The sequence below is a fragment of the Streptomyces sp. NPDC050315 genome, from assembly GCF_040655775.1.
Lineage (GTDB): Bacteria > Actinomycetota > Actinomycetes > Streptomycetales > Streptomycetaceae > Streptomyces.
Window position 1 is genome coordinate 576,494 of the sequence record NZ_JBFAKN010000002.1, and the last position, 25,275, is coordinate 601,768.

Sequence of the window (25,275 nt, forward strand, 5' to 3'; positions counted from 1 at the left end):
CGACATGACGGGGGAATGCGCGACCGGTCGCCGGGTGTGGACGGTCGGAGAGACGCTGGTCGCCTCGCCCGAGGCGGCCGGCGTGCTGCGGGACTACCTCGCCGAGGTGGCCTCCCGCTGGTACGGCCGCCCGGCCACCGACGAGGAGCTGGACCGGGCCGTCGCCGAGGATCCGGTCGACGACCTGATGCCGCCCCTCGGGGTGTTCCTGCTGGCGCGGTACGGCGACGCGCCGGGCGGCTGCGCGGGCGTACGGCTGCTGGCTCCGGGCACGGCCGAGCTCAAGCGCATGTACGTCCGGCCCGAGCTGCGCGGCAGCGGGGGCAGCGGGGCGCTGCTGGCCGCCGTGGAGGCCGCCGCGCGCGGCATGGGCGCCCGGCGCGTCCGGCTCGACACCCGGCTCGACCTGGTAGAGGCGATCGGCTTCTACCGGCGGTCGGGGTTCGTGGAGATACCGGCGTACAACGAGGGTCCGTACGCGCAGATCTGGTTCGAGAAACGGCTGGACTGAGGGCCTGTGTCCCAGCCCTGGTCGGACGGACACAGGCGCTGAGCCGCGGGCTCTGGGGGCGGGCCGGGGTCAGGGCGCCGGGTAGGCCCCCGTATGGCGGTGTACGGGCCTGGCGTCGCCGTTGCGTGGGCGTTCGGCGTGCGAGCCGCCCATTTCGGCGGTCAGTTGGCGGACGAGTTCGGTCAGGTCGGTGGGGCGGTCCTTGGTCCACCAGTCGCCCAGGAGGTCGGCCAGGGCCTCCTGGCGGGCGGCCGCGAGGCGGTGGGCGGCCCGCCGGCCGGCCTCGGTGAGGACCATCGGCATCCCCTCTCGCTCCGCGAGGCCGCGCTCCTCCAGCTGCCGGGTGGCCTCGGAGATCACACCGAGCGGTACGGCGCTGCGCTCGGCGAGCACCGCGGGCTCGACCGAGCCGTAGCGGTTCATCCGCAGCACCATCCAGCTCGCCGCCGGTTTCAGATCGAGACCGGCGCGCGCGGTGATCGACTCGTACAGCTTCTTGCGGCCCTCCAGGGAGCCGAGTTTGCTGAGCGCGCGGGCGCACTCGTCGTGCGAGGAGCGTTCGACGGGGTTGGAGGAGAGGACTTCCGTGGTGTCCGGGGCGGTGACCGAGCCCCGTAGCGGCTCTTCCTTGAGCAGCCAGGCCAGCGCGAAGGCGAGCAGGACGACGGGCACCGCGTACAGGAAGACGTTGGTGATCGACGTCGAGTAGGCGTCCAGCACGCCGGTCGCCTCGCCGGGCGGCAGCTTCGCCACCGCGCGCGGGTCCTCGGCGAGCGTGCCCGGGTCCACGCCGGGCGGCAGCCGGCGGCCGGCGAGCGCGTCGGCGATCCGCGGGCCCAGCATGTTGGCGAAGATCGTGCCGAAGATCGAGACGCCGAAGGACGCGCCGATCGAGCGGAAGAAGGTCGCCCCCGAGGTGGCCACGCCCAGGTCGGCGTACGGGACGGCGTTCTGCACGATGAGCACGAGGACCTGCATGACCAGGCCGAGACCGAGGCCGAAGACGAAGAAGTACCCGCTCATCTCCGCGACGCTGCTGCCGCGGTCGAGGTTGTGCAGGAGGAGCAGGCCCACGGCGGTGACCGCGGTGCCGGCGATCGGGAAGACCTTGTAGCGCCCGGTACGGCTGACCAGCTGGCCCGAGAGCGTGGAGGAGAGCAGCATGCCGACCACCATCGGCAGCATGTGCACGCCGGACATGGTCGGTGAGACACCGTGCACGACCTGGAGGAACGTCGGCAGGTACGTCATCGCGCCGAACATCGCGAAGCCGATGACGAAGCCGATGGCGGAGGTGACCGCGAAGGCGCGGAGCCGGAAGAGGCGCAGCGGCAGGACCGGCTCCGCGGCCCGCCGTTCGACCAGTACGAAGGCACCGAGGAGCAGCACGCCGAGCACGCCGAGGCCGATGATCTGCCAGGAGCCCCACGGGTAGCTGACCCCGCCGAGCGAGGTCATCAGTACGAAGCAGGCGGCGACCGCGGCGATCAGGGCGGTGCCTGGGTAGTCGATGCGGTGCGGGGTGCGGCTGGACGGGATGTGCAGCACGGCGGCGATGACGATCAGCGCGACCGCGCCGATGGGCAGGTTGATGTAGAAGACCCAGCGCCAGCTGAGGTGGTCGACGAAGAGCCCGCCGAGCAGCGGCCCGAGGACGCTCGTCCCGCCGAAGACCGCGCCGAACAGGCCCTGGTACTTGCCGCGCTCGCGGGGCGGCACGATGTCGCCGACGATCGCCATCGACAGCACCATGAGACCGCCGCCGCCCAGGCCCTGGATCGCGCGGAAGGCGATGAGCTCCGGCATGTTCTGCGCGATGCCGCACAGCACGGAGCCGATCAGGAAGATGCAGATCGCGGCCTGGAAGAGTTTTTTGCGGCCGTACTGGTCGCCGAGCTTGCCCCACAGCGGGGTGGCCGCCGTGGAGGCCAGGAGGTAGGCGGTGACCACCCAGGAGAGGTGGTCCAGGCCGCCGAGCTCGCTGACGATCGTGGGCAGCGCAGTGGCGACGATGGTCTGGTCGAGCGCCGCGATCAGCATGCCGAGCAGCAGCGCGCCGATCGCCACCAGGACGGTCCGCTGCGGCCGGTCCTCGGCGGGGGCGGCGGGAGCGCTGGTGTCCTGCGCCATGGACGTCTCCTTAGGTCGGAACCGCGGCGGGGAGCGCGTTCGGGCCCCGGGCAGCGGCCGAGGAGCGGAGCCGCACTCCCCGTCCGATCATTTTGCCCCGCTATGGCCGGTCGGGCGACGTGTCGGTCTCCGGTTGTTCACGTCCGGGGGCCCTGTGCAGGAGGCGGCGGCGACTGGATAATCGCAGCCGACGACGAGGGAGGGGACCCGCACGTGGAGGCCAGGAACTGCCCGACCTGCTTAGCCCCCGCTCGTACCGACGGCCGACCGGGCTGCCGGTGCGAGCAGGCGGCAGCGCCGGATTTTGACCCCTTGCACATCCGCCCGTACATCTCGCTGCCGGACGCGCCCGACCCGGACGATCCGCCGGACCCGCCCCGCAAACCCCGTGCATTCACGGTGCGGGCCCACTGTCCGCCGGCGTTCCCGCCGCCTTCGTACGTCCGGGTGGAGCGGCCGCCGTACGCGCCGCCGCCGTACACCCCGCCACCGGCCCCCGAGCCGTACGCCGCGCGGACCGACGAGCCGGTCCCGGAGCCGTACGCCGGGGAAGCCCCCGCGCCGTACTCCGTCGAGTTACCCGGCCGCCGGGCCGGGCTCCCGCTCGCGGGGCCGGTCGCCTTCATGGACTCGCCGCCGGAGGCCGCTCCCACGGCCGCGACACCCACGCCCGCGTCCCGGCGGCGCGGCCGCCCCGCGCTGCTGGCCGGGCTCATGGTCACCGCGGCGGCCGGTTCGGTCTGTGCCGCGCTCTTCGGCGGTGAGCTGCGGCCCGCGGACGGTACCGGTCAGGCGCTGCCCGACCTCGGCGGGCGTTCCAGCGCCGACCTGCCCACCGAGGAGGCCGGGGAAGCGGGGGAAGCGGGGGAAGCCGCGCAGGTCGGGGAGGCCGCGCAGCCCCGGCCCACCGCCTCCGCGCCGGCCTCCCGCTCGGCGGCCCGGCTGCCCGGCCCGCGGGCCGTGGGTACGGGACTGCTGGCCGAGGGCACGAGCGGCCCGGAGGTCGTGGAGCTGCAGCGGCGGCTCGCACAGCTGGACCTGTACGGCGGCGCGGCGGACGGCCGGTACGACGCCGGGGTGACCGCCTCGGTGGCCCGTTACCAGCGGTTGTACGGCGAGACGGCCGACCCGTACGGCGTCTACGGGCCCGCCACCCGCGAATCCCTGGAGTTCCTCACCCAGCCCTGACCGGGCCTTTCGCAAGCCCCTTTTCCACTCCGTACCACTACGCCCCCTTGGTCCTGTGACCAGGGGGGCTTGGCGTGTGGCGCCCGCTCTTTGTATCGTGGATGAACAAAGTGGTTCCGCCCGTTTCCCCTGACCGGCGGGCGGAGCCGCTCTGTTCCGCACCACTCAGCCCGCCAGCCGAGGAGCCCGCCGATGACGGCATCCCGCACGCTCACCGCCCGCGCGCTGCTGCTGGACATGGACAGCACCATCGTCAACTCCGAGGCCGTCGTCGAGCGCTGCTGGCGCCGCTGGGCCGCCGAGCAGGGCATGGACGCCGAGGAAGTGCTGAAGGTCGTGCACGGCCGCCAGGGCTGGGCCACCATGGCCGCGCTCCTCCCCGACCGCCCCATGGAGCTGAACCACGAGGACAACCGGCGGATGCTGGCGCAGGAGACCGCGGACACCGACGGCGTCGTACCGGTACCGGGCGCGCCCGCGTTCATGGCCGCGCTCGACGGCGTGCCGCACGCCCTGGTCACCTCCGCTGACGTCCCGCTGGCCACGGCCCGGATGAACGCCGCCGGACTGGCGATGCCGGCCGTACGGATCACCGCCGAGTCGGTGAGCGCCAGCAAGCCGGACCCGGAGGGCTTCCTCAAGGGCGCCGCCGAGCTGGGCTTCGCTCCCGAGGACTGCCTCGTCTTCGAGGACTCCGAGGCCGGCATCCGGGCCGGCCAGGCCGCCGGGATGCGCGTCGTGGGCGTGGGCGAGCGGGCCGCGGCCTTCGCGCCGACGGTGCAGGTGGAGGACCTGACGCAGGTACGCGTCGAGGTGCTCCCCGAGGGCGGCGTACGGCTGCACTTCACCGCCTGAGCACGGCAAGTACTGACGAGGGGCGCCACCCGCACGGGTGGCGCCCCTCAGCGCTGTCACGGACGCCTCAGCCCACGATCGCCTCGTACAGGCTGAAGCCCGCGAGCACGATCATCACGCAGGCCGCGATCTTCGTGATGAGCTTCAGGGGGACGAACCGCATCAGCGTGCGCCCGCCCAGAATGCCGAGCGCGGCCACCGCCCACAGGGCGAGCACGGCGCCGATGCCGACGGAGACGGGGTCGCCGTAACGGGCCGCGAGGTTCGCCGTCATGATCTGCGTCAGGTCGCCGAACTCCGCGACCAGGATCATCATGAAGCCCGCCCCGGAGACCTTCCAGAAGCTCTGGTCGGCGGGCTTCTTGATCTCTTCCTCGTCGTCGTCCTTCTTGAAGAGCAGCACGGCGGCGCCCGCCAGGAAGAGCACGCCGACGATCGCCTGGACCAGCCGGTGCGGCAGCAGCGTGAGCACGCTGCCCGCGGCGATGGCGAGCGCGACATGCACCAGGAACGCCGCCGCGACGCCGACGAACACGTACGACGCGCGGTAGCGGGTGCCGAGCATCAGCCCGGCCAGTGCGGTCTTGTCGGGCAGCTCGGCAAGGAAGACGACGCCGAAGACGACGGCTGCGACGGTAATGCTGAACACGGGGTGGAATACCTCGTTCGATAGGGCCGCGCCGAAAGGGGCCCGGGAAAGGGGTCGCTTCGGCACGGCAGCGTCGGACACTGCGGCCGAAGGTCTCGCTGACGTACGGACAGGATCTGTCCCTACGCTCCGGGCGCCGGCGCGCCACGAGGGCGCGCAGTATGTCGACGGTCCGGCGGAGAGCTACTCCCCTTCTGCTGGGCTCAAGGGTACGCGGTGCAGTCGGCCGCACGCGACCAGCTCCAGTACCACCGATACCGCGACCGCCTGCACGGCCAGCAGCGCCACCAGGACGAACAGCTGCACCGCACCGGCCTGAACGGGTGAAGCGCCGCCCAGCAGCATGCCGACGAACGCGCCCGGCAGTGTGACCAGTCCCACCGTCCGGGTCTGGTCCAGCCCCGGCAGCAGCGCCTCGGAGGCGACCGGCCGGGCCACCTCCAGCCGCGCCTCCCGGTCCAGCAGCCCGAGGGCCAGCCCCGCCTCGACCTCCCCGCGCCGGGTCTCCAGCTCGTCCAGCGCGCGCCGCCCGCTCAGTACCGTCGCGGTGAGCGCACCGCCCATGAGGATGCCGGTCACGGGGATGAGGGTGATCCCGCGCGGCGGCACCAGGCCGGTCAGCAGCAGCGCGGCGACCACCGGCAGCACCCCGGCGGCGATCGGCGCGGCCGCCCACCACCAGGTGCGATTGCGGGTGATGCGGCGGCCCGCCGTCCGCACCGCCACCGCGAACATCAGCAGCAGGAAGCAGACCAGCAGCGGGACCGCGCGCACCACCCAGCCGATGAGGAAGGAGACGGCGGCGAGCTGGGCGGCGGCGCGCAGGCCCGCGACGGCGATGCCCCGGGCGTGATCCAGCCGGCACAGCGCGGCGACCGTCACGGCGGCGACGAGCAGCAGCGCGAGCACGACCGCGAGAGTGGTGTTGACCGGCAGCAGCACACGATCACCTTAAGGAGTCGGGGTCGGCCTACGGGGCCAACGGACGTACGTTCGGCGCGTGCTGGCGGCGCGTCACCTCTTGATCTGACGTGAGCATGTCGTCACTCTGTTACCTGGAGACCGCACGGCGGAAACCCCCACTCGCCATCGTGTGGCCCGACCGATCGCACCATCGACCGATCGACCGATCGCTCGCGACTTCCCTTCCCCCCACAGCAACGGGAGTTCCGATGTCCAAGGTCATGTCCAGGGTCTACGCGCGTCGTGCGTCCCTCGCAGCCGGCTCGGCCGCCGCGCTCGTCGCCACGCTGCTGCTCGGCGGCCAGTCCGCGCAGGCCGCGCCGCCCACGCCGCCCGATGCCGCCACCGCCCGTACGTATCTCGCCGAGATCAAGGAAGCGGCCGAGGGCCCGCAGGACGGCTACAGCCGCGACAAGTTCCCGCACTGGAGCGACCAGGGCGACAGCTGCAACACCCGCGAGGTCGTCCTCAAGCGCGACGGCAAGGACGTCGAGACCGACGGGAGCTGCGCCGCGACCAGCGGTTCCTGGACCTCCCCGTACGACGGCGCGACCTGGACGCAGTCCTCCGATGTCGACATCGACCACATGGTGCCGCTCTCCGAGGCGTGGAAGTCCGGCGCCGCCGACTGGACCACCGACCGCCGCGAGCAGCTCGCCAACGACCTCACGCACGCCCAGCTCCTCGCGGTCACCGACAACGTGAACCAGGAGAAGGGCGACCAGGACCCCGCCGAGTGGCTGCCGCCGACGGCCTCGTACCACTGCGAGTACGCGCGCATGTGGGTATGGGTCAAGCACGAGTACGGCATGACCGCCGACTCCGCCGAGAAGGGCGCGCTGAAGAAGATCCTCGACGGCTGCTGACCGGCATCCGCCGACCGGCTGCCGATGGGCAGCCCCACCTACCGGGCGGCTCCGCCTTCCATCCCCATGCCCCGCGGAGCCGCCCGACCTCCCGCCGGCCGCCCGGCCACCGCCGCACCGCGCGGAGTACTCCTATCCTCGGACCGAGGCGCGGGCAGCCGCCCGTACGAGGGCGGGCGCACGGGCCCGCGCGAGGGAGGACCGCGATGACCGGACTGCGGCTCGGACCGCTGCTGCGCTATGTGGACGAGGACAGCGCGACGGTGTGGGTGGAGACCGAGGCGCCCTGCGAGGTGACCGTGGCATGCGGCAGCGGCGTCACCGGCGCCGACCGCACCTGGCAGGTCGCCGGGCACCACTACGCGCTGGTCCCCGTCGAGGGCCTGGCGCCCGGCGCGGAGACGCCGTACCGGGTCCTGCTGGACGGGGAGCAGGTCTGGCCGCTGCCGGACAGTCCGTACCCGCCCTCCGTCATCCGCACCCTGCCGCCCGAGGGGCACGGCCCGCTCTCGGTGGCGTTCGGCTCCTGCCGCTGGGCCGCGCCGCCCTCGGGGAGCAGGAGCCACCTGGCGGCGGTGCCGGGCGTGCCGGGCGAGCACCACGACCCGGCGGGCCCGGACGCGCTGGACACCCTCGCCGCCACGCTGGCCGCCGATCCGGCCCGGCCCCGCCCCGACGTGCTGCTGCTCCTCGGCGACCAGGTCTACGCCGACCAGACCTCCGAGGCGACCGCGGCCCTGCTGGCCCGCCGCCGCGACACCTCACGGCCGCCGTGGACGCAGGTCGCGGACTACGAGGAGTACACCCACCTCTATGAGGAGTCCTGGCTGGACCCGGAGGTGCGCTGGCTGCTCTCCACGGTCCCCAGCTGCATGATCTTCGACGACCACGATGTGATCGACGACTGGAACACCTCGGCCGCCTGGCTGACCCGGATGCGCGCGACCCCGTGGTGGCACGACCGCATCCTCGGCGGCCTGATGTCGTACTGGGTCCACCAGCACCTGGGGAACCTCTCCCCCGCCGACCTGGCGCGCGACGAGCTGTACGCCCGGGTGCGCGCGACGGCGGACGGCACGGACCTCGTACGGGACTTCGCCGTGGCGGCGGACGCCGATCCGACGTGCGCGCGCTGGAGCTACCGGCGCGACTTCGGCCGGGTACGCCTGGTCATGATCGACACGCGCGCCACCCGCGTCCTGGAGGAAGGCAGCCGGGCGATGCTCGACGCGGCGGAGGCGAAGTGGCTGCGGCAGGAGGTGCTGGACGGTCCCGGCGGCTACGACCACCTGCTGATCGGGAGTTCACTGCCGTGGCTGCTGCCCCATCTGGTGCACGACGCGGAGGTCTGGAACGCGGCGCTGTGCCGCGGCGTGCGCGGCCCGGGGTGGGCCCGCCGCGGTGAAGCGCTGCGCCAGCGGGCCGATCTGGAGCACTGGGCCGCCTTCCCGGAGTCCTTCGCGGCGCTGGCCGACCTGATCTCGGAGGCCGCCGACGGGCCGGGCGCGCCCGCGACCGTGTGCGTCCTGTCCGGCGACGTGCACCACGCGTACGTGGCCGAGCCGCACTGGCCCGAGGGCGCGGAGCCGGCGGGCCGCGTCCTGCAGCTGACCTGCTCGCCGGTGCACAACAGCATCCCGGCGGCCCTGCGCGCCGGCTTCCGCTTCGGCTGGAGCCGGGTGGGCCGGTGGCTGGGGCGCGCGCTGTCCCGGCACGTGCGGGCCGGCCGGCCACCGGTGTCCTGGCGCCGCACCGGCGGCCCGTGGTTCGGCAACCAGCTGATGACCCTCACCCTGACCGGCCGCGAGGCCCGGCTGAGCCTGGACCAGGCGCGCGAGGTGAGGGACGGGCGCGCGGGGAGCGGACGGCGGTCGGCGCGCCTGGAGCGCGTACTGGAGCGTTCATTGACGTGATCGCGCGTGCGGCAATCGGGGCGTGCGCTTCCTCTTGACGAGTCCATTGGTCTGGACCATGGTGACGGCACGGCAAAGGTTCAGACCAATCTCAAGCGAACGCTTGAACTTGCAAGTACCAATAAGGCACGCCTAACCTTCAGCTCTCTCGGTTACGTCCCCAACCGCAGGAGTCCTGTCATGCCCACGCCCCTCCCCCCGTTCACGGAACGCGCCCGCCCCCACGTGACGGCCCTCTTCCGCATCGTCATCAGCCTGCTCTTCGCCTGCCACGGCGCCTCCTCGCTCTTCGGCGTCCTCGGCGGCGCAATGGGTCAGGGCGGCACCGTCCCGGCCGGCACCTGGCCCGGCTGGTACGCCGCGGTCATCCAGCTCGTCGGCGGCCTCCTGGTGCTGCTCGGCCTCGGCACCCGCATCGCCGCCCTGATCAGCTCCGGCTCCATGGCGTACGCGTACTTCGCCGTCCACCAGGGCGAGGCGCTATGGCCGATCCAGAACGGCGGCGAGCCCTCCGCGCTGTTCTGCTGGGCCTTCCTCCTGCTGGCCTTCACCGGCCCCGGCGCCTGGGCGCTGGACCGGGTCTTCTTCGGCTCCGGCGACCGGGACGGGAGCGCCGCTCCGGCCGCGCCCCGGCGGGAGCCCAGCGCCGTCTGAGCCGCCGCTCTCCGCTCAGCCCTTGAGGGCCGCCCGTCCCGGCGGCCCTCAAGGTCGTTTCCGCCGCTACTTCACCGCGTGCTTGAACGGCACCGAGAGGCAGCCCAGCCGGTCGCCCGCCATGCCGGCATGGCCCTGCCCGGTGTGCGTCTTGTGGTCGTGGATCACCACGGACCGGGCCTCGCCCTGGCGGAACCACCACCAGTGCTTCGACGACACCGAGGCGTCACCGTCGGAGTCCGTGGTGAAGTCCAGCCACACCTCGTTCTCCGGGTTGGCGTACTTGGGGTCGGTGGACGGCTGCCGCGGGTCCTTCCGGTTCTGGTAGTGCGGCCCGGAGGAGTCCGGCTGCACACCGCACGGCTTGGTGTGGACGTGCGAGCCGTAGGTGCGGTGCGGCTGGAGCCCCTTCACCTTCAGCCGGATGGTCATGCCCTGATCGTTCTTCCACTGCGCGACCACGATCCGCGCCTTGGCGGGCACCTTCTTCGTGTCGTACGTGACCGCGTCGGACGGGTCGAACCGCGACACCGGAGTGAACCGGCCTTCCTTGCCCACCGCCAGGTCCCCGCCCCCGGGCGTGCCGCCGGGCGCGGGGGCCGCCACCGCCGGCGCCGCCAGCAGCAGCGCCGCCACCGCACCCGTCACCATTCCTGCCGCCATCCCACTTCCTCCTCGTCGCTCCCCGTACCGGAGGCGCGCGGGCGCGCGCCGGATCCACGGTGTAGCCCAGCAGGCGATCTCACCGGCAGGAAACGCGTGATTCGGACAACACCTGCCGCCCCGGGCTCCGATCTCCGGACATCCCAGGCGTACGCTGTACAGCTGTACGAGCGACAAGCCGCCCCTGCCGCTGCCATGCGACGTCGCGGCCGGGGACGACTTGGAGTGACGAGGTGCTGGACAGTCTGGGGGCATTGGCCGATCCCCCCTGGATTTATCTGATCGTCGGGCTGTGCGTACTGCTCGACGTCTTCGTGCCCTTCCTGCCGAGCGGCGTGCTGCTGATCGCCGCCGCGACGGCCGCCGGCACCCGGTCGGCCGCCGTCGGCGTCTCGCCGGTGCACGGCGACTCCGGCCTGCCGGACCTGCTCGCGCTCGCCCTGTGCGCCGCGACCGCTTCGGTACTGGGCGACCTGGCCGCCTATCGGGTGGCCTGGCGCGGCGGCGACCGCTTCGACCGCGCCATCGCCCGCTCGCGCCGCCTGACCGCCGCGCAGGAACGTCTCGGCACCGCGCTCACCCGAGGCGGCGGGACCATCGTGGTACTGGCCCGCTTCGCGCCCGCCGGGCGCTCCGTGGTCAGCCTCGGCGCGGGCGTCGCGCACCGTACGGTCCGCGAGTTCCTGCCCTGGTCGATGGTGGCCGGGGTGGCCTGGGCGGCGTACAGCGTGGCCCTGGGCTACTTCGGGGGCCATCTGCTGGGCGCCACGTGGTTCAGCACCGCGGTCTCGTTCCTCGCCCTCGTCGCCGCCGGCTCCGCCGCGGTGTACGTGATGCGCCGCCCGGAGCGCGAGCCCGCGCACTCGGGCTGACGGCCGCCGCTTCGTACGCCTTCGTACGCCTAGTCGCTCTCCTCCCCCGCCTCCTCCGGCACCACCGCGATCGGGCACAGCGCGTGCAGCAGTACGGCGTGCGCGACCGAGCCCAGGCGGCGGCCGATCCGCAGCCTCCGGCGGTGCCGCCCGACCACCACCAGATCGCTCTGCTCGGACGCCTCGACCAGCTGCCCGGCCGCGTCCGCGGGGCGCAGCGCGGCCTCCACCGCGACCTCCGGATACCGCTCCCGGTACCCGGCGAGCGCCTCCGTCACCTGCCTGACCAGCGCTTGCTCGTACTCCCGCTGCGTCGTGTCGTACGCGACCACATAGTCGAAGGCGGTCGGCACGACCATCGGCCACATGTACGCGGCGATCACCTGGAGGGCCGCTCCGCGCCGGGCCGCCTCCTGGAAGGCGAAGCCGATCGCGGCACTGTCCCGCGCCTCCTCCGCCGTCGGGTCGATGCCCAGGGTGACGCGGCCGTGTGCCGGTCCCGGCCGGTGGCCGACGCCGGGCCGGGCGGCGCCGCCGTCCGCCGCCGCCGTCCGCGCGCCGCCCCGGTCCGGGCGCGGCACGACCACGACGGGGCAGGCGGCGTGCGCGGCGCAGGCCATGCCGTTGGAGCCCAGCAGCAGGCTGGCGAAGCCGCCCCGGCCGCGCGAGCCGAGCACCAGCAGCTGCGCCTCGTCGCCGAGCGCGGGGAGGATGGTGTCGGTGAGGCCGTTGAGGCTCTGGAACTCGACCTCCTGCAGCCCGGCCTCTCCGGCGAATCGCTGCCGCAGCTCTTCCAGTACGGGATCGCCGGTGCCCGCCTCGGCGTCGGCGGCGCGCTCCGCGGTGAGGTAGGGCCAGACGTGCACGACCTGCAGTGGCGCGGAGCGGAGCCGGGCCGCCTCCGCCGCCCAGTGCACCGCGCGCTCGCTGTCCGGGGACCCGTCCGCCCCGACGATGACCGGCCTGCTGTCCATGTCTGCCTCCCTGCGTTCCGCCGGCGGGCCGTGGCCGCTCCACTGCGATCGTTACACTCCCGGAGAGGATGCGGCAGTACGGATTACCGGCGATACAGCCCTGCATTCCACTCATTCCGTACAGTCGTCGGCACGATCAGCAGAAGGCCGGGTGTCCCGGAGCCGGTAAAGTCGAACGTCCTCGCACCGCCCCGCTCCTGGGGCGTGCCCCTCACTCCGGGACGCGCCCTCAGCCGGCCGTGCCGCCTGATCCGGGACGTCATGAACGCACCCCAGCTGAACGCCGCCGCCGCTGACCCCTCGTACCCCGTCCTCACCTGGGAGGAGTCCGGAGTACGCCGCTCCGCCCGCTGGCGTTCGGAGAACGGCGCGGCGCCGCCGCGGCGGGTCGAGATCGCCGACGACCGGACGAAGGCCGACGCGGCGTACAAGCTGGTCTGCGAGGGCACCGCACTGCTCTGGCGCGGCGACTTCCACAACGCCCGCCAGCTGCTGGCCGCGCTGGCCCGGCGGATCGACCGCCGCCCCCGCAAGCCGGCCCCCGCCGACGACCCGGCCCGCGCCTTCCACCTGCACCGCGCCGCGCAGAGCCAGCGCGCCCGCATCCTCGGCATGCTGCTGGTCCCGCTCGACGCCCAGTACGGCGTCCCGCTGCACCGCGCCCCCGACGTCCGCGCGGCCTGCGAGCTGGCGTACGGCCCCGCGCCGGAGGACGGCGGTGCACCGGACGGTACGGATTCGGTCGTCTCCCTGCGCGAGCTCCTCGGGCTCGTCGGCGCGTACGAATGGCACCGCAAGGGCGTCGAGATCCCCGCCCTCGGCGGCGAGCGCGTCCACCCGGACTACGGCGTCTTCTCGCCCCAGCGCGGCGAGTACGTCGACCTGGTCGCCCGGGCGCCGCTGCCCGGAGAGCCGCCTGCGCTGGCGTTCGACATCGGCACGGGCACCGGCGTACTCGCAGCCGTACTGGCCCGGCGCGGCATCCCGCGCGTCATCGGCACCGACCAGGACCCGCGCGCGCTGGCGTGCGCGCGGCGGAACGCCGAGCGGCTGGGCGTCGCCGACCGCGTGGAGATCGTCGAGGCCGACCTCTTCCCCGCCGGGCGCGCCCCGCTGATCGTCTGCAATCCGCCCTGGGTACCGGCCAAGCCGACCTCCTCCGTGGAGTACGCCGTCTACGACCCCAACAGCCGGATGCTGCGCGGCTTCCTCGCCGGGCTCCCGGCACACCTGACACCGGGCGGCGAGGGCTGGCTGATCCTCTCCGACCTCGCCGAACACCTCGGCCTGCGCACCCGCGCCGACCTGCTCGCCCTCTTCGAAGCAGCCGGCCTGACGGTCCTCGACCGGCTGGACATCGCTCCCCGGCACCCGCGCGCCCGCGACACCACGGACCCGCTCCACGCGGCTCGCGCGGCGGAAGTCACGTCCCTGTGGCGACTGGGCGTGGCGGCGCAGCCGTAAAAGTGACCGACTCCGCCCGATTCCCCCTCCCTTCCACCATCCATGGCAAAAGTGTGATCATGGCACCATGAGCAGCGATATGAGCGTGCCCGCAGGCATCGAGCCGGGCGTCGAGTCGGGCACCGCCCCCGTGGCGGGCGGTGAGCTGTACTACGAGGCGGCGGGGGCCGGGCCTGCGGTGGTGCTGCTGCACGAGGGCATGCTCGATCTGAGCATGTGGGACGAGCAGTTCGGGTGGCTGGCGCGGTCCGGGTACCGGGTGATCCGGTACGACGCGCGGGGGCACGGCCGCTCCTCCGGTGTCGACGGGGACTACGCGCACCACGAGGATCTCCGGGCGCTGCTCGACCGTCTCGGCATCGCCCGCGCGACGTTGGTCGGGCATTCGCACGGCGCGCGCGTCGCGCTGGACAGCGCGCTGGCGTACCCGGACACCGTCGCCGCTCTCGTACTGGCCGCGCCCGGCATCAGCGGCCGCGCGTTCGCCGACCCGTTCCTGCTGCACCACATCAGGGAGCAGGTGACGGCGGTGAGCGCACCGGGCGGCGTGAAGCTCTTCATCGAGCACTTCCTGCGGATGTGGGTGGACGGCCCGCACCGCGAACCGGCGTCGGTCGACCCCGGCTTGCGCGAGCGGATACGCGCGACGGCCGATGCCACCGTGCGGGCGCACGCCGAGGGGATGGGGCGCGGCATGGCCCTGGAGGTCGGCGCGGCGGACCGGTTGGCGGAGATCAGGGTGCCGACCCTCGTCATGGACGGCGACCTCGACAGCACCGACATTTCGGCCAACGCCCATGCGGTCGCCCTCGCGGTACCGGGTGCCCGACGCGCCCGTATCCCGGCCGCCGGCCACATGGTGAACCTCGAGAACGCCGCACAGTTCGACCGCGAACTGGCCGAATTCCTACGGGGCGCCGCGTACTGACCGCGTACTGGGCGCGCATTGACCGCGTACTAGTGGGGCGCGTCGTCGTCCGCCTGCTCGATCAGCTCGAAGGGCTCGCGCAGGGCGGCCAGTTTGAGCAGGCGGAGCACGATGGGCCGGAGATTCATCAGCGCCAGCCGGCCGCCCCGGGCCGTCACCTGGTCCCGCAGCCGGCAGAGCAGGTCCAGTCCGCTGCAGTCCATGAACGTGACGTGCCGCAGGTCGACCACCATGGCCTTCTCGCCGGGCCTGGCGCTCCGCCCGCCGGCCTCGCGGCAGGCCGCGAACACGCCGGGCACCCCGTCGAACCGTACTTCGGGAAGAAATCCGGGAAGGGAAACCGGAAGGCCGCTCGACAACGGAATCATTTCCGCGGGCGCTCCGGGCCGGACTTCGGGATGCACGTCCGGATGGTCGGGATGGCCTTCGGTCCGGACTTCCGACTGAACTTCCGAACAGGCCTCCGGAAGAGTCTTCACGCGCGGCAGTATCCGCGGAATCACCCTCGGCTGCCTCGGCATCGTCCGGGCCCGCGGAGCGGGAAATATCGCCGGCCGCCGCAGCGCGTACAGCGCGTGGAGTGCCAGCAGGACGTCGGCTTCGATGCGCAGTGCCATGGCCAGGTCGAGTTCGCCATGAAGTGCGAGAACGACCATGTCGCCACCACGGCGGACGGTCACCTGCACATCGGCGTCGCTTCCCCCCACGTCACCCCCAGTTGTGCTTCAGGCCGTATCACGAACACGGCGATGGGCCGGTACGCACCAGGGTCTGGGATGCACAGGCACCGTAACCGCGCCCTGCAACGCAGAATCGATCAGGCATGACAGAACGCCACTGACGGGTGAATTTTATCCATATCGCTTGACGGCAGGCCAGGCTCAGAAGGTGGCCGAATGGCGCCGTAAAACACCGCGAGAGGAGCAGAGCTCTGCATTTATGCAGGAAATCTCCGGCCATCGGAAAGCATAAAGCAGAACGGTGAACGGTCAACCCTCGGCGGCCATATCCGTGGTGACGGCCCCGGGCCTGCCGCAGCCCCCGGACGCGCGCGGCACGACCGGCAGCGGAACGACGTCCGCCGGACCCGCCGACTCCGGTCCGCTCGGCGCGAGTTCCGCGACCACCGGGAACGGCCGGCGGAAGGACACCGTGAGCGAGCCGTCCGTACGGTGGTGCACGCACAGCCGCCCCGCGTCCCCGGCGCCCGGCAGTTGCCCGCTCCCCTCGTCCCCGGCGTCCTCGTCGACCCGTACCGCGCACTGTCCGCCGTCGATCTCGATCGTGAGGCGGTACGCGTCCGCGCTCCCGTGGGTCAGCACGTACGCCGTGGCCCGGGCCAGGTCCGAGACCAGGGACGCGCTGCCCTCCCCCGGCACGCCGAGCGCGTCCAGCACCGCGCAAGCCAGCACGGTGGCCTCCTTGTCGCTACCGGGCCGTCGTCGTGCGCTGAGCGCCCAGCGGAACGCGGGGGCTCGGCCGGCGGCCGGGGACATACGGGAGGCGGCCGTACTCTGCTCCATGGCCGGACCCTGCTCTCCTTCGGAAGTGGACTCGGGGCCTGCTGCCGGGGAATCCCACCGGCACTCCGCCACTGAAAGGGCGCGCTGAACAGGCGCGACCGGGGTCCGGGGCCACTCCGCTTCACCATAGAACTCACGATCGACGCGGAACCCGCCAATTCCGGCCACTTCGCCCCTCGGCAACCTCACGCGGGCACTGCTTCCGCCGCCCGTCACACACCCCCCTTCCGCACCGTTTCCGGCGCGGTAAGTCACCACGCCTGCATAACCGACAGAAAGGACACCGGTGTCAGAGCTTGTGTCCGTTCGGGCCGGCCGGCGGGAAGGCGGCATCGGTGGCCTCCCGCAGGACCCGGTAGCAGCTGCAGGCCGTGGCTTCCAGGCGCTCGCGGTCGAGGATGGTGATGACGCCGCGGCTATAGCCGATGCAGCCCTCCTCGGCCAGCGCGCCGGCGACCTCGCTCACGGAGGACCTGCGTACCGCGAGCATCTGGGCGAGGAATTTCTGGGTGAGCTTGAACTCGTTGCTGTGCACCCGGTCGGCGGTCATCAGCAGCCAGCGGGCGCACCGTTGCCGGATGCGGTGGCTGCGGTTGCAGGCCGCGTTCCGCGCGATCTGGGTGAACATGGCCTGGGCGTACCGCTGCATCACCTGCTGGAACACGCCGTCCATGACGGCGATCTCGTGGCGGAACCGGTCGGCGTCCATCCGCAGCCCCCACCCGGCGACCTGGACCGAAGCCCGCTCGGTCGGGGTGCTGACACCGAGGAACACCGGGAGCCCGACCAGGCCTTCGTCGCCGACGGTGGCGACCTCCACGCTCGTCCCGTCCAGATCGGCGACGAGCGAGCACACGCAGCGCAGCGGGAACCACAGGGAGTCGATCCGTTCGCCGGGCTTGTACAGCTCTTTCGCGATGTCCATCTCGACCAGTTCGAGCCCGCCGCGGATGCGTTCTCGTTCCGGCTCGGGCAGGGCGGCGAGGACTCGGTTGCCGCGGAGATCGTCGCGACCGGCCGGGCTGCCTGCCATGAGGCTCGCCTTTCATCCAGTGGTCAGGTGGCGACCGCCGGCGGAATCACCGCCGCCCAGGGCGGCAGCGAGACCCGCATCAGGCCCGCGGCACCCGGCACCATGACCAGGCTGACCAGCGCGTGCGCCAGTACTGGAAGGGGAAGTACGAAGTCTACGCAGCCGGTGGCGATGGCCGCGCTGGGCATGCCGAAGGCTTCCGCCGTTCCGGCGTCCTGGGCGAGCACCCGGCCCCCGGCGCCCCGGATGTGCCGCACCCCCAGCGCCCCGTCCTCCATCCGCCCCGTCAGCACCGCGGCCAGCACCCGCGGCCCGAACGCGGCGGCGGCCGCGGTGAAGGTCGGGTCCGCCGTCCGGTGCCCGTCGGCGGCGGACAGCGACACGCCGCCCGAGGGTGTGAAGGTGGCCATGCGCCCCGCCGGCACCACATGCACGACGCCGGGCGAGAGCCGGTCCGTGTCGCTCAGCAGCCGCACCGGTAGTGCCGACCGGTAGGCCAGCACCTTGACCAGGGAGTCCTCCGACCGCACCGGCCGGTGCTGCACCAGCACCACCGCGGCGGGGAAGGTCTCGGGCAGCGACGCGAGGACCTTGCGATAGGCGCTCACGCCACCCAGCGACGCGGCCAGACAGACCACGTCGAAGGCGGCGACGCTCCTCTGCGCAGTACCGAACACAGCATCAGCGTAATGCCCGCTACCGAACACAAGCACGCGAACGCCGCCTGTTCGCACGCCGATCATGGAAGCCCCGGAACGCCGAAGACCCCCCGTCAAGATCGACGAGGGGTCTTCGCGCTGGTGGGCACAACAGGATTTGAACCTGTGACATCTGCTTTGTAAGAGCAGCGCTCTACCGCTGAGCTATGCGCCCGGATGAACCGACAGACTACCTTGCCTGCGGGGATGGTTCGCAAACCGGTGGGGCTCTCGGTCCGGATGCTGAACCTACCGGCCGGTGTGTTCGTCCGTACTGGGTGGGAGAATGGCTTCGGGCCTGGGGCGACGCGAGCGGGAGAGGGTTGTGACGGCGACACACACGCGGCCGTACGAGCAGCGAGCACGTCGTCGGTGCCCGCGCCGGCCGCGACGGCAGTCGGTGGGGGGATGATGGCGTTCGCCGGTGGCGGTACGAGACGGTGGTTCGGGCGCGGGGAGAGTCAGCGGGCGGAGGCGCAGGCGGCGAAGGACGCCGCGGCGGCCGCGTTCTACGAGCTGGACACCGCGCAGCGGGACCTGCGGATCTCGATCGAGACGATCACGGCGGTGGACGATTCGCCGGGCGCGCGGCGGGCCGCCGAGGGGTACGCGCAGCTGGGGCGGCGGATCGACGAGGTCAGTCACACCTACATCGCGGCCGTGGACGCCCATGATCTGGACCGGGACGATCTCGACGGTGCCACGGCCTCCCGGGCGCGCGCCGATCTGGCCCGGGCGAAGGACGAGCTGACGGCGGTCGGCAAGGAGCTGGAGCGGTTCGCGCAGAGCCTCGGGCCGCTGCTGCAGACCGCGGAGACGCAGCTCGCGCGGCTGGCGCCGGCGGTGGAGCGGGCCCGGCAGGCGCTGCTGGCGGCGACCCGGGCGCTGGACGCGGTGCGCGCGGACGGCCTGAAGGCCGATGATCTCGCGGCCCGGCTGGCGGCGCTCTCACCCGAGCTGACCAAGCTGAACCAAGGGGCCGGGCAGCACGGCGTACAGGAGACGATCCAGCGCGCCGATGACGTGCTGCGCCGGGCCGAGGCCATCCGTACGGAGGCGGAGCGGCTGCCGGAGAAGGCCGCCGACATCGGCAAACGGCTGGTGTCGCTGCGGACCCGGGCGCAGGCGATCACGACGCGCGCGGGGAACGTCGATCCGGTACTGAGCGAGCTGCGGCGGCGGTACAGCGCGGCGTGCTGGCAGGACCTGCAGCAGGTGCCGCAGCAGGCGGCGGACGCCGTACGGCAGGCGGAGGACAGGCTGCGGGAGGCGCAGCGCGCGCGGGACGAGCAGCGGTGGGCGGACGCGACGGCTCTGCTCGCCACCGTACGGGCGCTGCTGAACACGACGGACGAGGCGGTGTCGGCGGCCGGGGACCGGCTGCGGCGGCTGGACGAGGTGTCCTTCGACCGGAAGCGGGAGGTCGAGCGGACGCGGTTCGCGATCCGGGACGCGCAGCGGCTGGCGATGGCCGGCCGCAGCACGCCCGATCCGCGGCACGCACGTCCGCTGGACGAGGCGGTGGCCCGGCTGGAGCGCGCCGAGGCCGGGCTGGAAGGCAGCCGACACCCGGACTGGTGGCACTTCCTGACCGAGACGGACGCGGTACGGGAGACGGCGGCGCGGGTGGTCCAGGCGATCCGCGAGGAGCGGGGCGGCGGGAGCTAGGACACACCCACGCCCTGGGCCGTTCCCTTCACTGGGGTTCCGGGGCGGTGCTGCACGGGGCCGAGGGGCTGGGCGGCGGTGTGTGGGCCTTGGCGACCGCGACCCTGAGCTGATGGTGCACCGCGTCGGACAGCGTGCTGCCCTGGGTGGTGCCCACCAGGTCCCCGGCCAGGCGGTGCAGCTTGGTGTTGGTGTTCTGCGAGGCCGCCACCAGGACGTCCCAGGCCGCCTCGGGGCTCAGCCCGAAGGAGGCCATGAGGATGCCGCGGGCCAGGTCGATGGTCGGCCGGGTCTGCATCGCCCGCCGCAGCTGCGCGACCAGAGTGCGCAGCTCCTGCTCGGTGTCCTCGGGCGGGCTCACCTGGTGGGCTTCGGGCCCCTCACCGGGAAGGGGCTGCCCACTGTGCCCAGGCTCCGGCATGGCCTCTCCCTCTCCCTCGTGTGTCTGCTGTCCGTCTGCGGTCCCAGGCTGCCTTCCCCGCTCATACACGTCAACTAATACATGAAATGCAGTGCGTGTTTTTGAATACACGCATGTTTGGTCGCTACGGTTGGGGGATGGATGGAGTGCCCGAGCCACACGCCGGATGGACGTTTGTCACCAACCATGCGCGGGTGCTGGCAGCCATCGCCGACAACCGCAGCGCCCGCATCCGTGACATCGCCGCCCACTGCCGACTGACCGAACGAGCCGTACAGAAGATCATTGCCGACCTGGAGCAGGACGGTTACCTCTCCCACACCCGGGAGGGACGCTCCAACACCTACCGGATCGATCCCAGCAAAGTACTGCGGCACCCGGCCGAATCCGGGCTGACCGTGGCCGCACTGCTCTCCCTGCTCGTCCAGGACGAAGCCCACCGCTCCCCGTCCCCCGACGAGGGCAGCCGGCGCCGCGCACCGGCCTGATCCGCACCGCCTGCTTGCTGTCGTGGGATGGCGTCCGGCCGCGCCGGGGCGGAAGCTGGAGGGAGGTACGGCGGTACGGCCCCTGGCGGTCACTCTGTGCAAAGGAGGCCGGACATGACTGCTGGCCACGCCCTTCACGGGTCCTCCCACACCCCGCGGCGGCACGCTCCCCGGCGGCACACCAAGCTCGACGAGCACCTCCCCGTCGACCACCGGCTCAGTACGGTCTACCGGGTCGGCGCCGGGCTGATGGGACTGGTGCTCCTCGCCTTCGGCATCCTCGGCCTGATCGACCGGATCGGCTTCTTCGACACCGGCGGCGACACGGTCGCGGGCCTGAACACCAACGGCGCGCTCAGCGTGCTGTCCATCCTCATCGGCCTGCTGCTCTTCGTGGGGATGGTGATCGGCGGAAACTTCGCCTCCACCCTCAACACCGTGCTCGGCCTCGCCTTCCTGCTGAGCGGCTTCGTCAACCTGGCGATCCTGGAGACCGGCTTCAACTACCTCGCCTTCCGCCTCCAGAACGTCCTGTTCAGCTTTGTGGTCGGGCTGATGCTGCTGGTCTTCGGCATGTACGGCCGGGTCAGCGGCGGCCTGCCGCACAACAACCCGTACTGGCTCGCCCGGCACCCGGAGGCGATGCGCCGTACCTCCCGGCTCAACCCGCAGCAGGCCGCGCTGCTGCGCAAGGCGTCGCACGACGACGCGCTGCACCGTGGCGGAGCGCGGCGCGGAAAGGGAGCATGACGGGGTCGTAGCGGGCCGGCCGGAGGAGGACATCGTTGGGTGCGGGGCGGATTGCGCGGGTCGAGACGTTTCTGGCGCCACCCCGGTGGCTCTTCGTGCGCGTCGAGACCGAGGACGGCGTCGTCGGGTGGGGCGAGCCGGTGGTCGAGGGGCGCGCGGAGCCGGTGCGCGCGGCGGTCGGCGTGCTCGCCGAGTACCTGGTCGGGCGGGAGGCCTCCCGCATCGAGGACCACTGGCAGGTGCTGACCAAGGGCGGCTTCTACCGGGGCGGCCCGGTGCTGTCCTCGGCCGTCGCCGGGCTGGACCAGGCACTGTGGGACATCAAGGGGAAGACGTACGGCGTGCCCGTTTACGAGCTGCTGGGCGGCGCGGTACGGGAGCGGGTACGGGCGTACGCGTGGGTCGGCGGGGACGAGCCGGCCGAGGTGCGGGACGCGGTATCGGCGCAGGTGGCGGCCGGTTTCACGGCCGTGAAGATGAACGGCTGCGGGCGGCTGACGCCGGTCGCGACCCGGGCCGAGGTACGGGAGTGCCTGCGGCGGGCCGAGGCCGCGCGCGAGGTGCTGGGGGACGAGCGGGACTTCGGGCTGGACTTCCACGGCCGGGTCTCGCCCGCGAACGCGCGCCGGCTGCTGCCGCTGCTCGCCGAGTACGCGCCGATGTTCGTGGAGGAGCCGGTGCTCGCCGAGTACGCCAATGAGGGGACGCTCGCCGGGCTGGTGAACGCGGCCGGGTCCGGCATCCCGATCGCGCTCGGCGAGCGGCTGTACGCGCGGCGGGAGTTCCTGGAGCCGCTGCGGGCCGGGGTGGCGATCGTGCAGCCGGACGTGTCGCACGCGGGCGGGATCTCGGAGCTGCGGCGGATCGCGGCGCTGGCGGAGACGTACGGGGCGCAGCTCGCGCCGCACTGCCCGCTGGGCCCGGTCGCGCTGGCGGCCAGCCTGCAGCTCGCGTTCACCACCCCGAACTTCCTCATCCAGGAGCAGAGCATCGGCATCCACTACCACCGGGCGGCGGACGGGCGGCGCGGCACCGAGCTGCTGGACTACGTCGTCGACCCGGAGCCGTTCCGCTTCGAGGACGGCTGCCTGCTGCGTACGGAGCGGCCGGGGCTGGGCGTGGACGTCGACGAGGCGGCCGTCCGGGCCGCGGACCGCAGCGGGCACGCCTGGCGGAACCCTGTGTGGCGGTACGCGGACGGGTCGTTCGCGGAGTGGTGAGACAGGCTGTCGGGCCAGGTCAGGGGCCCGCGTCCGTCGGCGAGGCACCGGGTGATCCAGAATGGGCGGCAGTACCGCCCACGCCGCACCCACCGGGAGAACCATGGACTTCAGCGCAGCGCTCCGGGCCGGACGGCTCGTCGCCATCATCCGCGGCAAGGACCCCGAGGCCTCCTTCCGTACGGTCATGACGCTCGCCGAGGAGGGCGTGCGGCTCGTCGAGGTCTCGCTCAGCGGTACGGACGCGCTCGGCGTCATCCGGCGGGCCCGGCAGGAGCTGGGGCCGGACGCGTGGCTGGGCGCGGGCACGGTCACCACCGCTGAGGACGTCGAGCGGGCCGTCGAGGCCGGCGCGAACCTGGCGGTCACGCCGGGCCTGGGCGCCGGCGTGGACGAGTGCGTGCGCCGCGGGCTGCCGGTGGCGGCCGGGGTGCTGACGCCGACCGAGGTGATCGCGGCCGAGGCGGCGGGCGCGACGGCGCTGAAGCTCTTCCCCGCATCGTTCGGCGGCCCGGCGTACCTCAAGGCGCTGCGGGCGCCCTTCCCGGAGCTGCCGTTCGTGCCGGTGGGCGGCGTGGACGCGGCGGCGGCCCGCGCGTACCTGGCCGCGGGCGCGGTGGCGGTGGGCGTCGGCTCGCCGCTCATCGGGGACGCGGCGGACGGCGGCGACCTGGACGGTCTGCGCCGCCGCGCCGCCGACTTCCTGGAGGTCTGCGCCGAGGGCGCGGAGGGGCTGGCGTGAGCGGTACGGACGCGGCCGGGCCGCAGGTGCTGACCCTCGGCGAGACCATGGTCGCGCTGCGCGGCAGCGGGCCGCTGAAGCTGGGCGGCACGATGCAGGTGTCCGTCGCGGGCGCCGAGAGCAACGTGGCCATCGGGCTGGCCCGGCTCGGGCACCGGGTGCGCTGGGCGGGCGCGGTCGGCGACGACGAGGCGGGGCAGCTCGTGCTGCGGACGCTGCGGGCCGAGGGCGTGGACGTTTCGGGCGCGTCGACGGACGACAGCGGTGCGCCGACCGGGCTGCTCATGTTCGAGCCGCGGCTGCCCGAGGTGACGCGGGTGCACTACTACCGGGCGGGCTCGGCCGGTTCGCGGCTGCGCGCGGACGCCGTGGAGCGGGCGTTCGCAGCCGCGCCGCCGCGCGTACTGCACCTCACCGGCATCACCCCCGCGCTGGGCCCCGAGGCGCGTGGTGCGGCTGAACGGGCCCTGCGGCTGGCCCGCGCGCACGGCAGCACGGTCTGCCTCGACGTGAACTTCCGGTCCCGGCTGTGGAGCGCGGAGGCGGCGGCCGAGGTGCTGAGCGCCTGGGTGCCGTCCGTGGACGTACTGATCGCCTCGGAGGACGAGCTGCCGCTGTGCCTGCCGGACAGCGCGGCGTCTCTGGAGGCGCAGGCCGCGCTGCTTCTGAAGGCCGGCGTCGGAGAGGTGGTGGTCAAGCTCGGCGCCGCAGGAGCCACGGCATACACCGCCGACGGGCCGCTGCACGCGCCCGCGAAGGCCGTACGGGCGGTGGACGCGGTCGGCGCGGGCGACGCCTTCGTGGCCGGGTACCTCTCGGCCCTGCTGGACGGCGAGCCGGTGGCCGGGCGGCTGGAGCGCGCGGTCACCACGGGCGCGTTCGCGGTCGCCTCGCCCGGTGACTGGGAGGGCGCCCCGACCCGCGCCGAGCTGGGCATGCTGGGCGCGGCGCCGGGCACGGTCGTGCGCTGAGCGCCTGTGCGCGGGCGGGCCGCCGCCCGGCCGCGCGTCGTATTCTTTGGGCCATGCCCCGATACGAGTACCGCTGCCGCTCCTGCGAGACGACCTTCGAGGTCAGCCGCCCGATGGCCGAGTCCGCCGCGCCCGCGCCCTGCCCCGAGGGCCACGCCGACACGGTGAAGCTGCTGTCGGCCGTCGCGGTCGGCGGTACGGCGGCGGCGCCCGCCCCGAGCGGGGGCGGGGGCGGCGGCTGCTGCGGGGGCGGCTGCTGCGGCTGACCCGCCGGCGGCTCCCCACGTCCGCTTTACGGCTGAGCGCCCACGTCCGCCGTCTCCGCCAGGAACGCCCGTACGATCTCCTCCCCCGCCGCCGCGCCACGCTCCTCCAGCGCCGTGACGTGCGGGGCCGTCCACCCCGCGTCCGCCAGTTCGCCGTGGCCCGGGCGCCAGCCGCGGTCCGCCGCGAGCAGCAGGTCCGCGTCGAGGAGCGAGTCGCCGGCCGCGAGGATCCGGTCGGCGCCCGCACGGCGGGCGGCCTCGCGGACCGCCGCGCTCTTCGTGAGCGGCTTCGGCACGGCGTAGACCTTGCGGCCCTGGAGGGAGACGGTCCAGCCGCGCCCCTCCGCCCAGCCCGCGAGGTCCTTCACCCAGGTCTCCGGCAGCTGTGCCCGGTCGACGACCAGGTACGCGAAGAGGTCCTCGGCGGTACGTTCCTTCAGCAGCCAGGACGGGTCCGCGGTGCGCAGGAGGTGCGCCCGTACCTCGTCGAGCGGGGCGCACTCGGCGGCCAGCCGGGCGGCCACCGTCCGCTGCCAGTCCCGGTCGGACTCCCCGTTGACCAGCAGATGGCCGCCGTTCGCGCAGACCGCGAACTCCGGGACGGGGCCCGGGAGATGGATACGGGCGTACTGCTCGCGGGTGCGGGTGGTGGCCGGGACGAAGCGGGCGCCGCGCGCTGTCGCCAGGGTGGCGAGCAGCGCGGCCGCGGTCTCGGTCAGGTACGACAGCGGCTTGTGGTCGTACACCTCGACGCAGAGCAGGCGCGGCGCCTGCGCGTCGGGCATCGTCAGGCCGAGCGCGGCGGCGGAGTAGATGAGCGTGCGGTCGAGATCGCTGGCGATCAGCGTGGGCATCGGCGATCCGG

27 protein-coding genes and 1 tRNA gene are annotated in these 25,275 nt (G+C 73.1%); 16 read left to right on the forward strand and 12 right to left on the reverse strand.

The genetic code is table 11. The annotated features are described in order from the left end of the window. Positions 1-4: 4 nt before the first annotated feature. Positions 5-511 carry a GNAT family N-acetyltransferase gene (locus AB0I82_RS09555; RefSeq protein WP_363256564.1) on the forward strand — a complete coding sequence of 169 codons (507 nt, stop codon included), beginning with the start codon at positions 5-7 and terminating at the stop codon, positions 509-511. Between the two features lie 69 nt (positions 512-580). On the opposite strand, the gene AB0I82_RS09560 is transcribed toward AB0I82_RS09555, so the two are convergent. Beyond that, positions 581-2,641, reverse strand: a complete 2,061-nt coding sequence (locus tag AB0I82_RS09560; RefSeq protein ID WP_363256565.1) for an MDR family MFS transporter — start codon at positions 2,639-2,641, stop codon at positions 581-583. A gap of 312 nt (positions 2,642-2,953) precedes the next feature. Here AB0I82_RS09560 and AB0I82_RS09565 point away from each other — a divergent pair, with 312 nt between their 5' ends. Both AB0I82_RS09565 and AB0I82_RS09570 read left to right on the forward strand, forming a co-directional pair. Then, entirely contained in the window at positions 2,954-3,829 is an 876-nt protein-coding gene (locus AB0I82_RS09565; protein ID WP_363256566.1) for a peptidoglycan-binding domain-containing protein, read from the forward strand. A gap of 192 nt (positions 3,830-4,021) precedes the next feature. Then, on the forward strand, positions 4,022-4,684 hold the full coding sequence (locus AB0I82_RS09570; protein WP_363256567.1) for an HAD-IA family hydrolase: 663 nt from the start codon (positions 4,022-4,024) through the stop codon (positions 4,682-4,684). A gap of 67 nt (positions 4,685-4,751) precedes the next feature. On the opposite strand, the gene AB0I82_RS09575 is transcribed toward AB0I82_RS09570, so the two are convergent. Further along, complete coding sequence (locus AB0I82_RS09575) at positions 4,752-5,333, reverse strand: TMEM165/GDT1 family protein (RefSeq protein ID WP_363256569.1); 582 nt, start codon at positions 5,331-5,333, stop codon at positions 4,752-4,754. Positions 5,334-5,516: 183 nt separating this feature from the next. Beyond that, positions 5,517-6,275, reverse strand: a complete 759-nt coding sequence (locus tag AB0I82_RS09580; RefSeq protein ID WP_363256570.1) for an ABC transporter permease — start codon at positions 6,273-6,275, stop codon at positions 5,517-5,519. A 242-nt stretch (positions 6,276-6,517) separates the two neighbouring features. Between AB0I82_RS09580 and AB0I82_RS09585 the strand changes: the two genes are divergently transcribed. From AB0I82_RS09585 to AB0I82_RS09595, 3 genes are all read left to right on the forward strand, one after another. Further along, positions 6,518-7,162, forward strand: a complete 645-nt coding sequence (locus tag AB0I82_RS09585; RefSeq protein WP_363256921.1) for an HNH endonuclease family protein — start codon at positions 6,518-6,520, stop codon at positions 7,160-7,162. A 206-nt stretch (positions 7,163-7,368) separates the two neighbouring features. Next, a complete protein-coding gene (locus AB0I82_RS09590; RefSeq protein ID WP_363256571.1) occupies positions 7,369-9,075 on the forward strand; it encodes an alkaline phosphatase D family protein in 1,707 nt (568 codons plus the stop codon). A gap of 180 nt (positions 9,076-9,255) precedes the next feature. Beyond that, on the forward strand, positions 9,256-9,729 hold the full coding sequence (locus tag AB0I82_RS09595) for a DoxX family protein (RefSeq protein WP_363256572.1): 474 nt from the start codon (positions 9,256-9,258) through the stop codon (positions 9,727-9,729). A 66-nt stretch (positions 9,730-9,795) separates the two neighbouring features. On the opposite strand, the gene AB0I82_RS09600 is transcribed toward AB0I82_RS09595, so the two are convergent. Further along, positions 9,796-10,392, reverse strand: a complete 597-nt coding sequence (locus AB0I82_RS09600) for a superoxide dismutase family protein (protein WP_363256573.1) — start codon at positions 10,390-10,392, stop codon at positions 9,796-9,798. 233 nt (positions 10,393-10,625) lie between these two features. On the opposite strand from AB0I82_RS09600, the gene AB0I82_RS09605 reads away from it, so the two are divergent. Continuing rightward, a complete protein-coding gene (locus tag AB0I82_RS09605; protein ID WP_363256574.1) occupies positions 10,626-11,264 on the forward strand; it encodes a VTT domain-containing protein in 639 nt (212 codons plus the stop codon). Positions 11,265-11,293: 29 nt separating this feature from the next. Here the strand turns inward: AB0I82_RS09605 and AB0I82_RS09610 are convergent, their stop codons facing one another. Then, the gene (locus tag AB0I82_RS09610) at positions 11,294-12,238 is read right to left on the reverse strand and encodes a universal stress protein (protein ID WP_363256575.1); all 945 of its coding nucleotides are present in this window, start codon (positions 12,236-12,238) and stop codon (positions 11,294-11,296) included. Between the two features lie 261 nt (positions 12,239-12,499). Between AB0I82_RS09610 and AB0I82_RS09615 the strand changes: the two genes are divergently transcribed. Continuing rightward, positions 12,500-13,702 (forward strand): class I SAM-dependent methyltransferase, encoded by a 1,203-nt coding sequence (locus AB0I82_RS09615; protein WP_363256576.1) that lies wholly within the window; start codon positions 12,500-12,502, stop codon positions 13,700-13,702. A 67-nt stretch (positions 13,703-13,769) separates the two neighbouring features. Then, a complete protein-coding gene (locus AB0I82_RS09620) occupies positions 13,770-14,630 on the forward strand; it encodes an alpha/beta fold hydrolase (RefSeq protein ID WP_363256577.1) in 861 nt (286 codons plus the stop codon). 29 nt (positions 14,631-14,659) lie between these two features. Here AB0I82_RS09620 and AB0I82_RS09625 read toward each other — a convergent pair whose 3' ends face one another. From AB0I82_RS09625 to AB0I82_RS09645, 5 genes are all read right to left on the reverse strand, one after another. Next, positions 14,660-15,286 (reverse strand): STAS domain-containing protein, encoded by a 627-nt coding sequence (locus tag AB0I82_RS09625; protein ID WP_363256578.1) that lies wholly within the window; start codon positions 15,284-15,286, stop codon positions 14,660-14,662. A 333-nt stretch (positions 15,287-15,619) separates the two neighbouring features. Further along, positions 15,620-16,153: a hypothetical protein gene (locus AB0I82_RS09630; protein ID WP_363256579.1), complete on the reverse strand. Its 534-nt coding sequence runs from the start codon at positions 16,151-16,153 to the stop codon at positions 15,620-15,622. A gap of 289 nt (positions 16,154-16,442) precedes the next feature. Beyond that, positions 16,443-17,186, reverse strand: a complete 744-nt coding sequence (locus tag AB0I82_RS09635; protein ID WP_363256580.1) for a Crp/Fnr family transcriptional regulator — start codon at positions 17,184-17,186, stop codon at positions 16,443-16,445. A 23-nt stretch (positions 17,187-17,209) separates the two neighbouring features. Continuing rightward, positions 17,210-17,863 (reverse strand): chemotaxis protein CheB, encoded by a 654-nt coding sequence (locus tag AB0I82_RS09640; protein WP_363256581.1) that lies wholly within the window; start codon positions 17,861-17,863, stop codon positions 17,210-17,212. 121 nt (positions 17,864-17,984) lie between these two features. Continuing rightward, a tRNA-Val gene (locus AB0I82_RS09645) sits at positions 17,985-18,059 on the reverse strand. 233 nt (positions 18,060-18,292) lie between these two features. Between AB0I82_RS09645 and AB0I82_RS09650 the strand changes: the two genes are divergently transcribed. Beyond that, a complete protein-coding gene (locus AB0I82_RS09650; protein WP_363256582.1) occupies positions 18,293-19,552 on the forward strand; it encodes a hypothetical protein in 1,260 nt (419 codons plus the stop codon). A gap of 28 nt (positions 19,553-19,580) precedes the next feature. Here AB0I82_RS09650 and AB0I82_RS09655 read toward each other — a convergent pair whose 3' ends face one another. Continuing rightward, positions 19,581-19,973, reverse strand: coding sequence for an ANTAR domain-containing protein (locus AB0I82_RS09655; protein ID WP_363256584.1), 393 nt, complete (start codon positions 19,971-19,973; stop codon positions 19,581-19,583). A 137-nt stretch (positions 19,974-20,110) separates the two neighbouring features. Between AB0I82_RS09655 and AB0I82_RS09660 the strand changes: the two genes are divergently transcribed. From AB0I82_RS09660 to AB0I82_RS09685, 6 genes are all read left to right on the forward strand, one after another. Beyond that, positions 20,111-20,461, forward strand: coding sequence for a helix-turn-helix domain-containing protein (locus AB0I82_RS09660; protein WP_363256585.1), 351 nt, complete (start codon positions 20,111-20,113; stop codon positions 20,459-20,461). Between the two features lie 114 nt (positions 20,462-20,575). After that, positions 20,576-21,211, forward strand: coding sequence for a DUF4383 domain-containing protein (locus tag AB0I82_RS09665; protein ID WP_363256586.1), 636 nt, complete (start codon positions 20,576-20,578; stop codon positions 21,209-21,211). A gap of 35 nt (positions 21,212-21,246) precedes the next feature. Beyond that, on the forward strand, positions 21,247-22,431 hold the full coding sequence (dgoD, locus tag AB0I82_RS09670) for a galactonate dehydratase (RefSeq protein ID WP_363256587.1): 1,185 nt from the start codon (positions 21,247-21,249) through the stop codon (positions 22,429-22,431). 103 nt (positions 22,432-22,534) lie between these two features. Next, positions 22,535-23,173, forward strand: a complete 639-nt coding sequence (locus tag AB0I82_RS09675) for a bifunctional 4-hydroxy-2-oxoglutarate aldolase/2-dehydro-3-deoxy-phosphogluconate aldolase (protein WP_363256588.1) — start codon at positions 22,535-22,537, stop codon at positions 23,171-23,173. Continuing rightward, entirely contained in the window at positions 23,170-24,144 is a 975-nt protein-coding gene (locus AB0I82_RS09680; RefSeq protein ID WP_363256589.1) for a sugar kinase, read from the forward strand. Before AB0I82_RS09675 ends, AB0I82_RS09680 begins: the two co-directional genes overlap by 4 nt. 53 nt (positions 24,145-24,197) lie before the next feature. Further along, entirely contained in the window at positions 24,198-24,410 is a 213-nt protein-coding gene (locus tag AB0I82_RS09685) for a zinc ribbon domain-containing protein (RefSeq protein ID WP_030618155.1), read from the forward strand. A gap of 26 nt (positions 24,411-24,436) precedes the next feature. Here AB0I82_RS09685 and AB0I82_RS09690 read toward each other — a convergent pair whose 3' ends face one another. Next, on the reverse strand, positions 24,437-25,264 hold the full coding sequence (locus tag AB0I82_RS09690; RefSeq protein WP_363256590.1) for an HAD family hydrolase: 828 nt from the start codon (positions 25,262-25,264) through the stop codon (positions 24,437-24,439). Between the last annotated feature and the right edge of the window lie 11 nt (positions 25,265-25,275).

What these genes read in the sequence shown, in the direction of transcription:
- AB0I82_RS09555 (WP_363256564.1), top strand. Translation starts at nt 5, where the DNA reads ATGACGGGGGAATGCGCGACCGGTCGCCGGGTGTGGACGGTCGGAGAG.
- AB0I82_RS09560 (WP_363256565.1), bottom strand. Translation starts at nt 2,641, where the DNA reads ATGGCGCAGGACACCAGCGCTCCCGCCGCCCCCGCCGAGGACCGGCCG.
- AB0I82_RS09570 (WP_363256567.1), top strand. Translation starts at nt 4,022, where the DNA reads ATGACGGCATCCCGCACGCTCACCGCCCGCGCGCTGCTGCTGGACATG.
- AB0I82_RS09585 (WP_363256921.1), top strand. Translation starts at nt 6,518, where the DNA reads ATGTCCAGGGTCTACGCGCGTCGTGCGTCCCTCGCAGCCGGCTCGGCC.
- AB0I82_RS09590 (WP_363256571.1), top strand. Translation starts at nt 7,369, where the DNA reads ATGACCGGACTGCGGCTCGGACCGCTGCTGCGCTATGTGGACGAGGAC.
- AB0I82_RS09595 (WP_363256572.1), top strand. Translation starts at nt 9,256, where the DNA reads ATGCCCACGCCCCTCCCCCCGTTCACGGAACGCGCCCGCCCCCACGTG.
- AB0I82_RS09600 (WP_363256573.1), bottom strand. Translation starts at nt 10,392, where the DNA reads ATGGCGGCAGGAATGGTGACGGGTGCGGTGGCGGCGCTGCTGCTGGCG.
- AB0I82_RS09610 (WP_363256575.1), bottom strand. Translation starts at nt 12,238, where the DNA reads ATGGACAGCAGGCCGGTCATCGTCGGGGCGGACGGGTCCCCGGACAGC.
- AB0I82_RS09615 (WP_363256576.1), top strand. Translation starts at nt 12,500, where the DNA reads ATGAACGCACCCCAGCTGAACGCCGCCGCCGCTGACCCCTCGTACCCC.
- AB0I82_RS09620 (WP_363256577.1), top strand. Translation starts at nt 13,770, where the DNA reads ATGAGCAGCGATATGAGCGTGCCCGCAGGCATCGAGCCGGGCGTCGAG.
- AB0I82_RS09625 (WP_363256578.1), bottom strand. Translation starts at nt 15,286, where the DNA reads ATGGTCGTTCTCGCACTTCATGGCGAACTCGACCTGGCCATGGCACTG.
- AB0I82_RS09630 (WP_363256579.1), bottom strand. Translation starts at nt 16,153, where the DNA reads ATGGAGCAGAGTACGGCCGCCTCCCGTATGTCCCCGGCCGCCGGCCGA.
- AB0I82_RS09635 (WP_363256580.1), bottom strand. Translation starts at nt 17,186, where the DNA reads ATGGCAGGCAGCCCGGCCGGTCGCGACGATCTCCGCGGCAACCGAGTC.
- AB0I82_RS09650 (WP_363256582.1), top strand. Translation starts at nt 18,293, where the DNA reads ATGATGGCGTTCGCCGGTGGCGGTACGAGACGGTGGTTCGGGCGCGGG.
- AB0I82_RS09655 (WP_363256584.1), bottom strand. Translation starts at nt 19,973, where the DNA reads ATGCCGGAGCCTGGGCACAGTGGGCAGCCCCTTCCCGGTGAGGGGCCC.
- AB0I82_RS09660 (WP_363256585.1), top strand. Translation starts at nt 20,111, where the DNA reads ATGGATGGAGTGCCCGAGCCACACGCCGGATGGACGTTTGTCACCAAC.
- AB0I82_RS09665 (WP_363256586.1), top strand. Translation starts at nt 20,576, where the DNA reads ATGACTGCTGGCCACGCCCTTCACGGGTCCTCCCACACCCCGCGGCGG.
- AB0I82_RS09675 (WP_363256588.1), top strand. Translation starts at nt 22,535, where the DNA reads ATGGACTTCAGCGCAGCGCTCCGGGCCGGACGGCTCGTCGCCATCATC.
- AB0I82_RS09685 (WP_030618155.1), top strand. Translation starts at nt 24,198, where the DNA reads ATGCCCCGATACGAGTACCGCTGCCGCTCCTGCGAGACGACCTTCGAG.
- AB0I82_RS09690 (WP_363256590.1), bottom strand. Translation starts at nt 25,264, where the DNA reads ATGCCCACGCTGATCGCCAGCGATCTCGACCGCACGCTCATCTACTCC.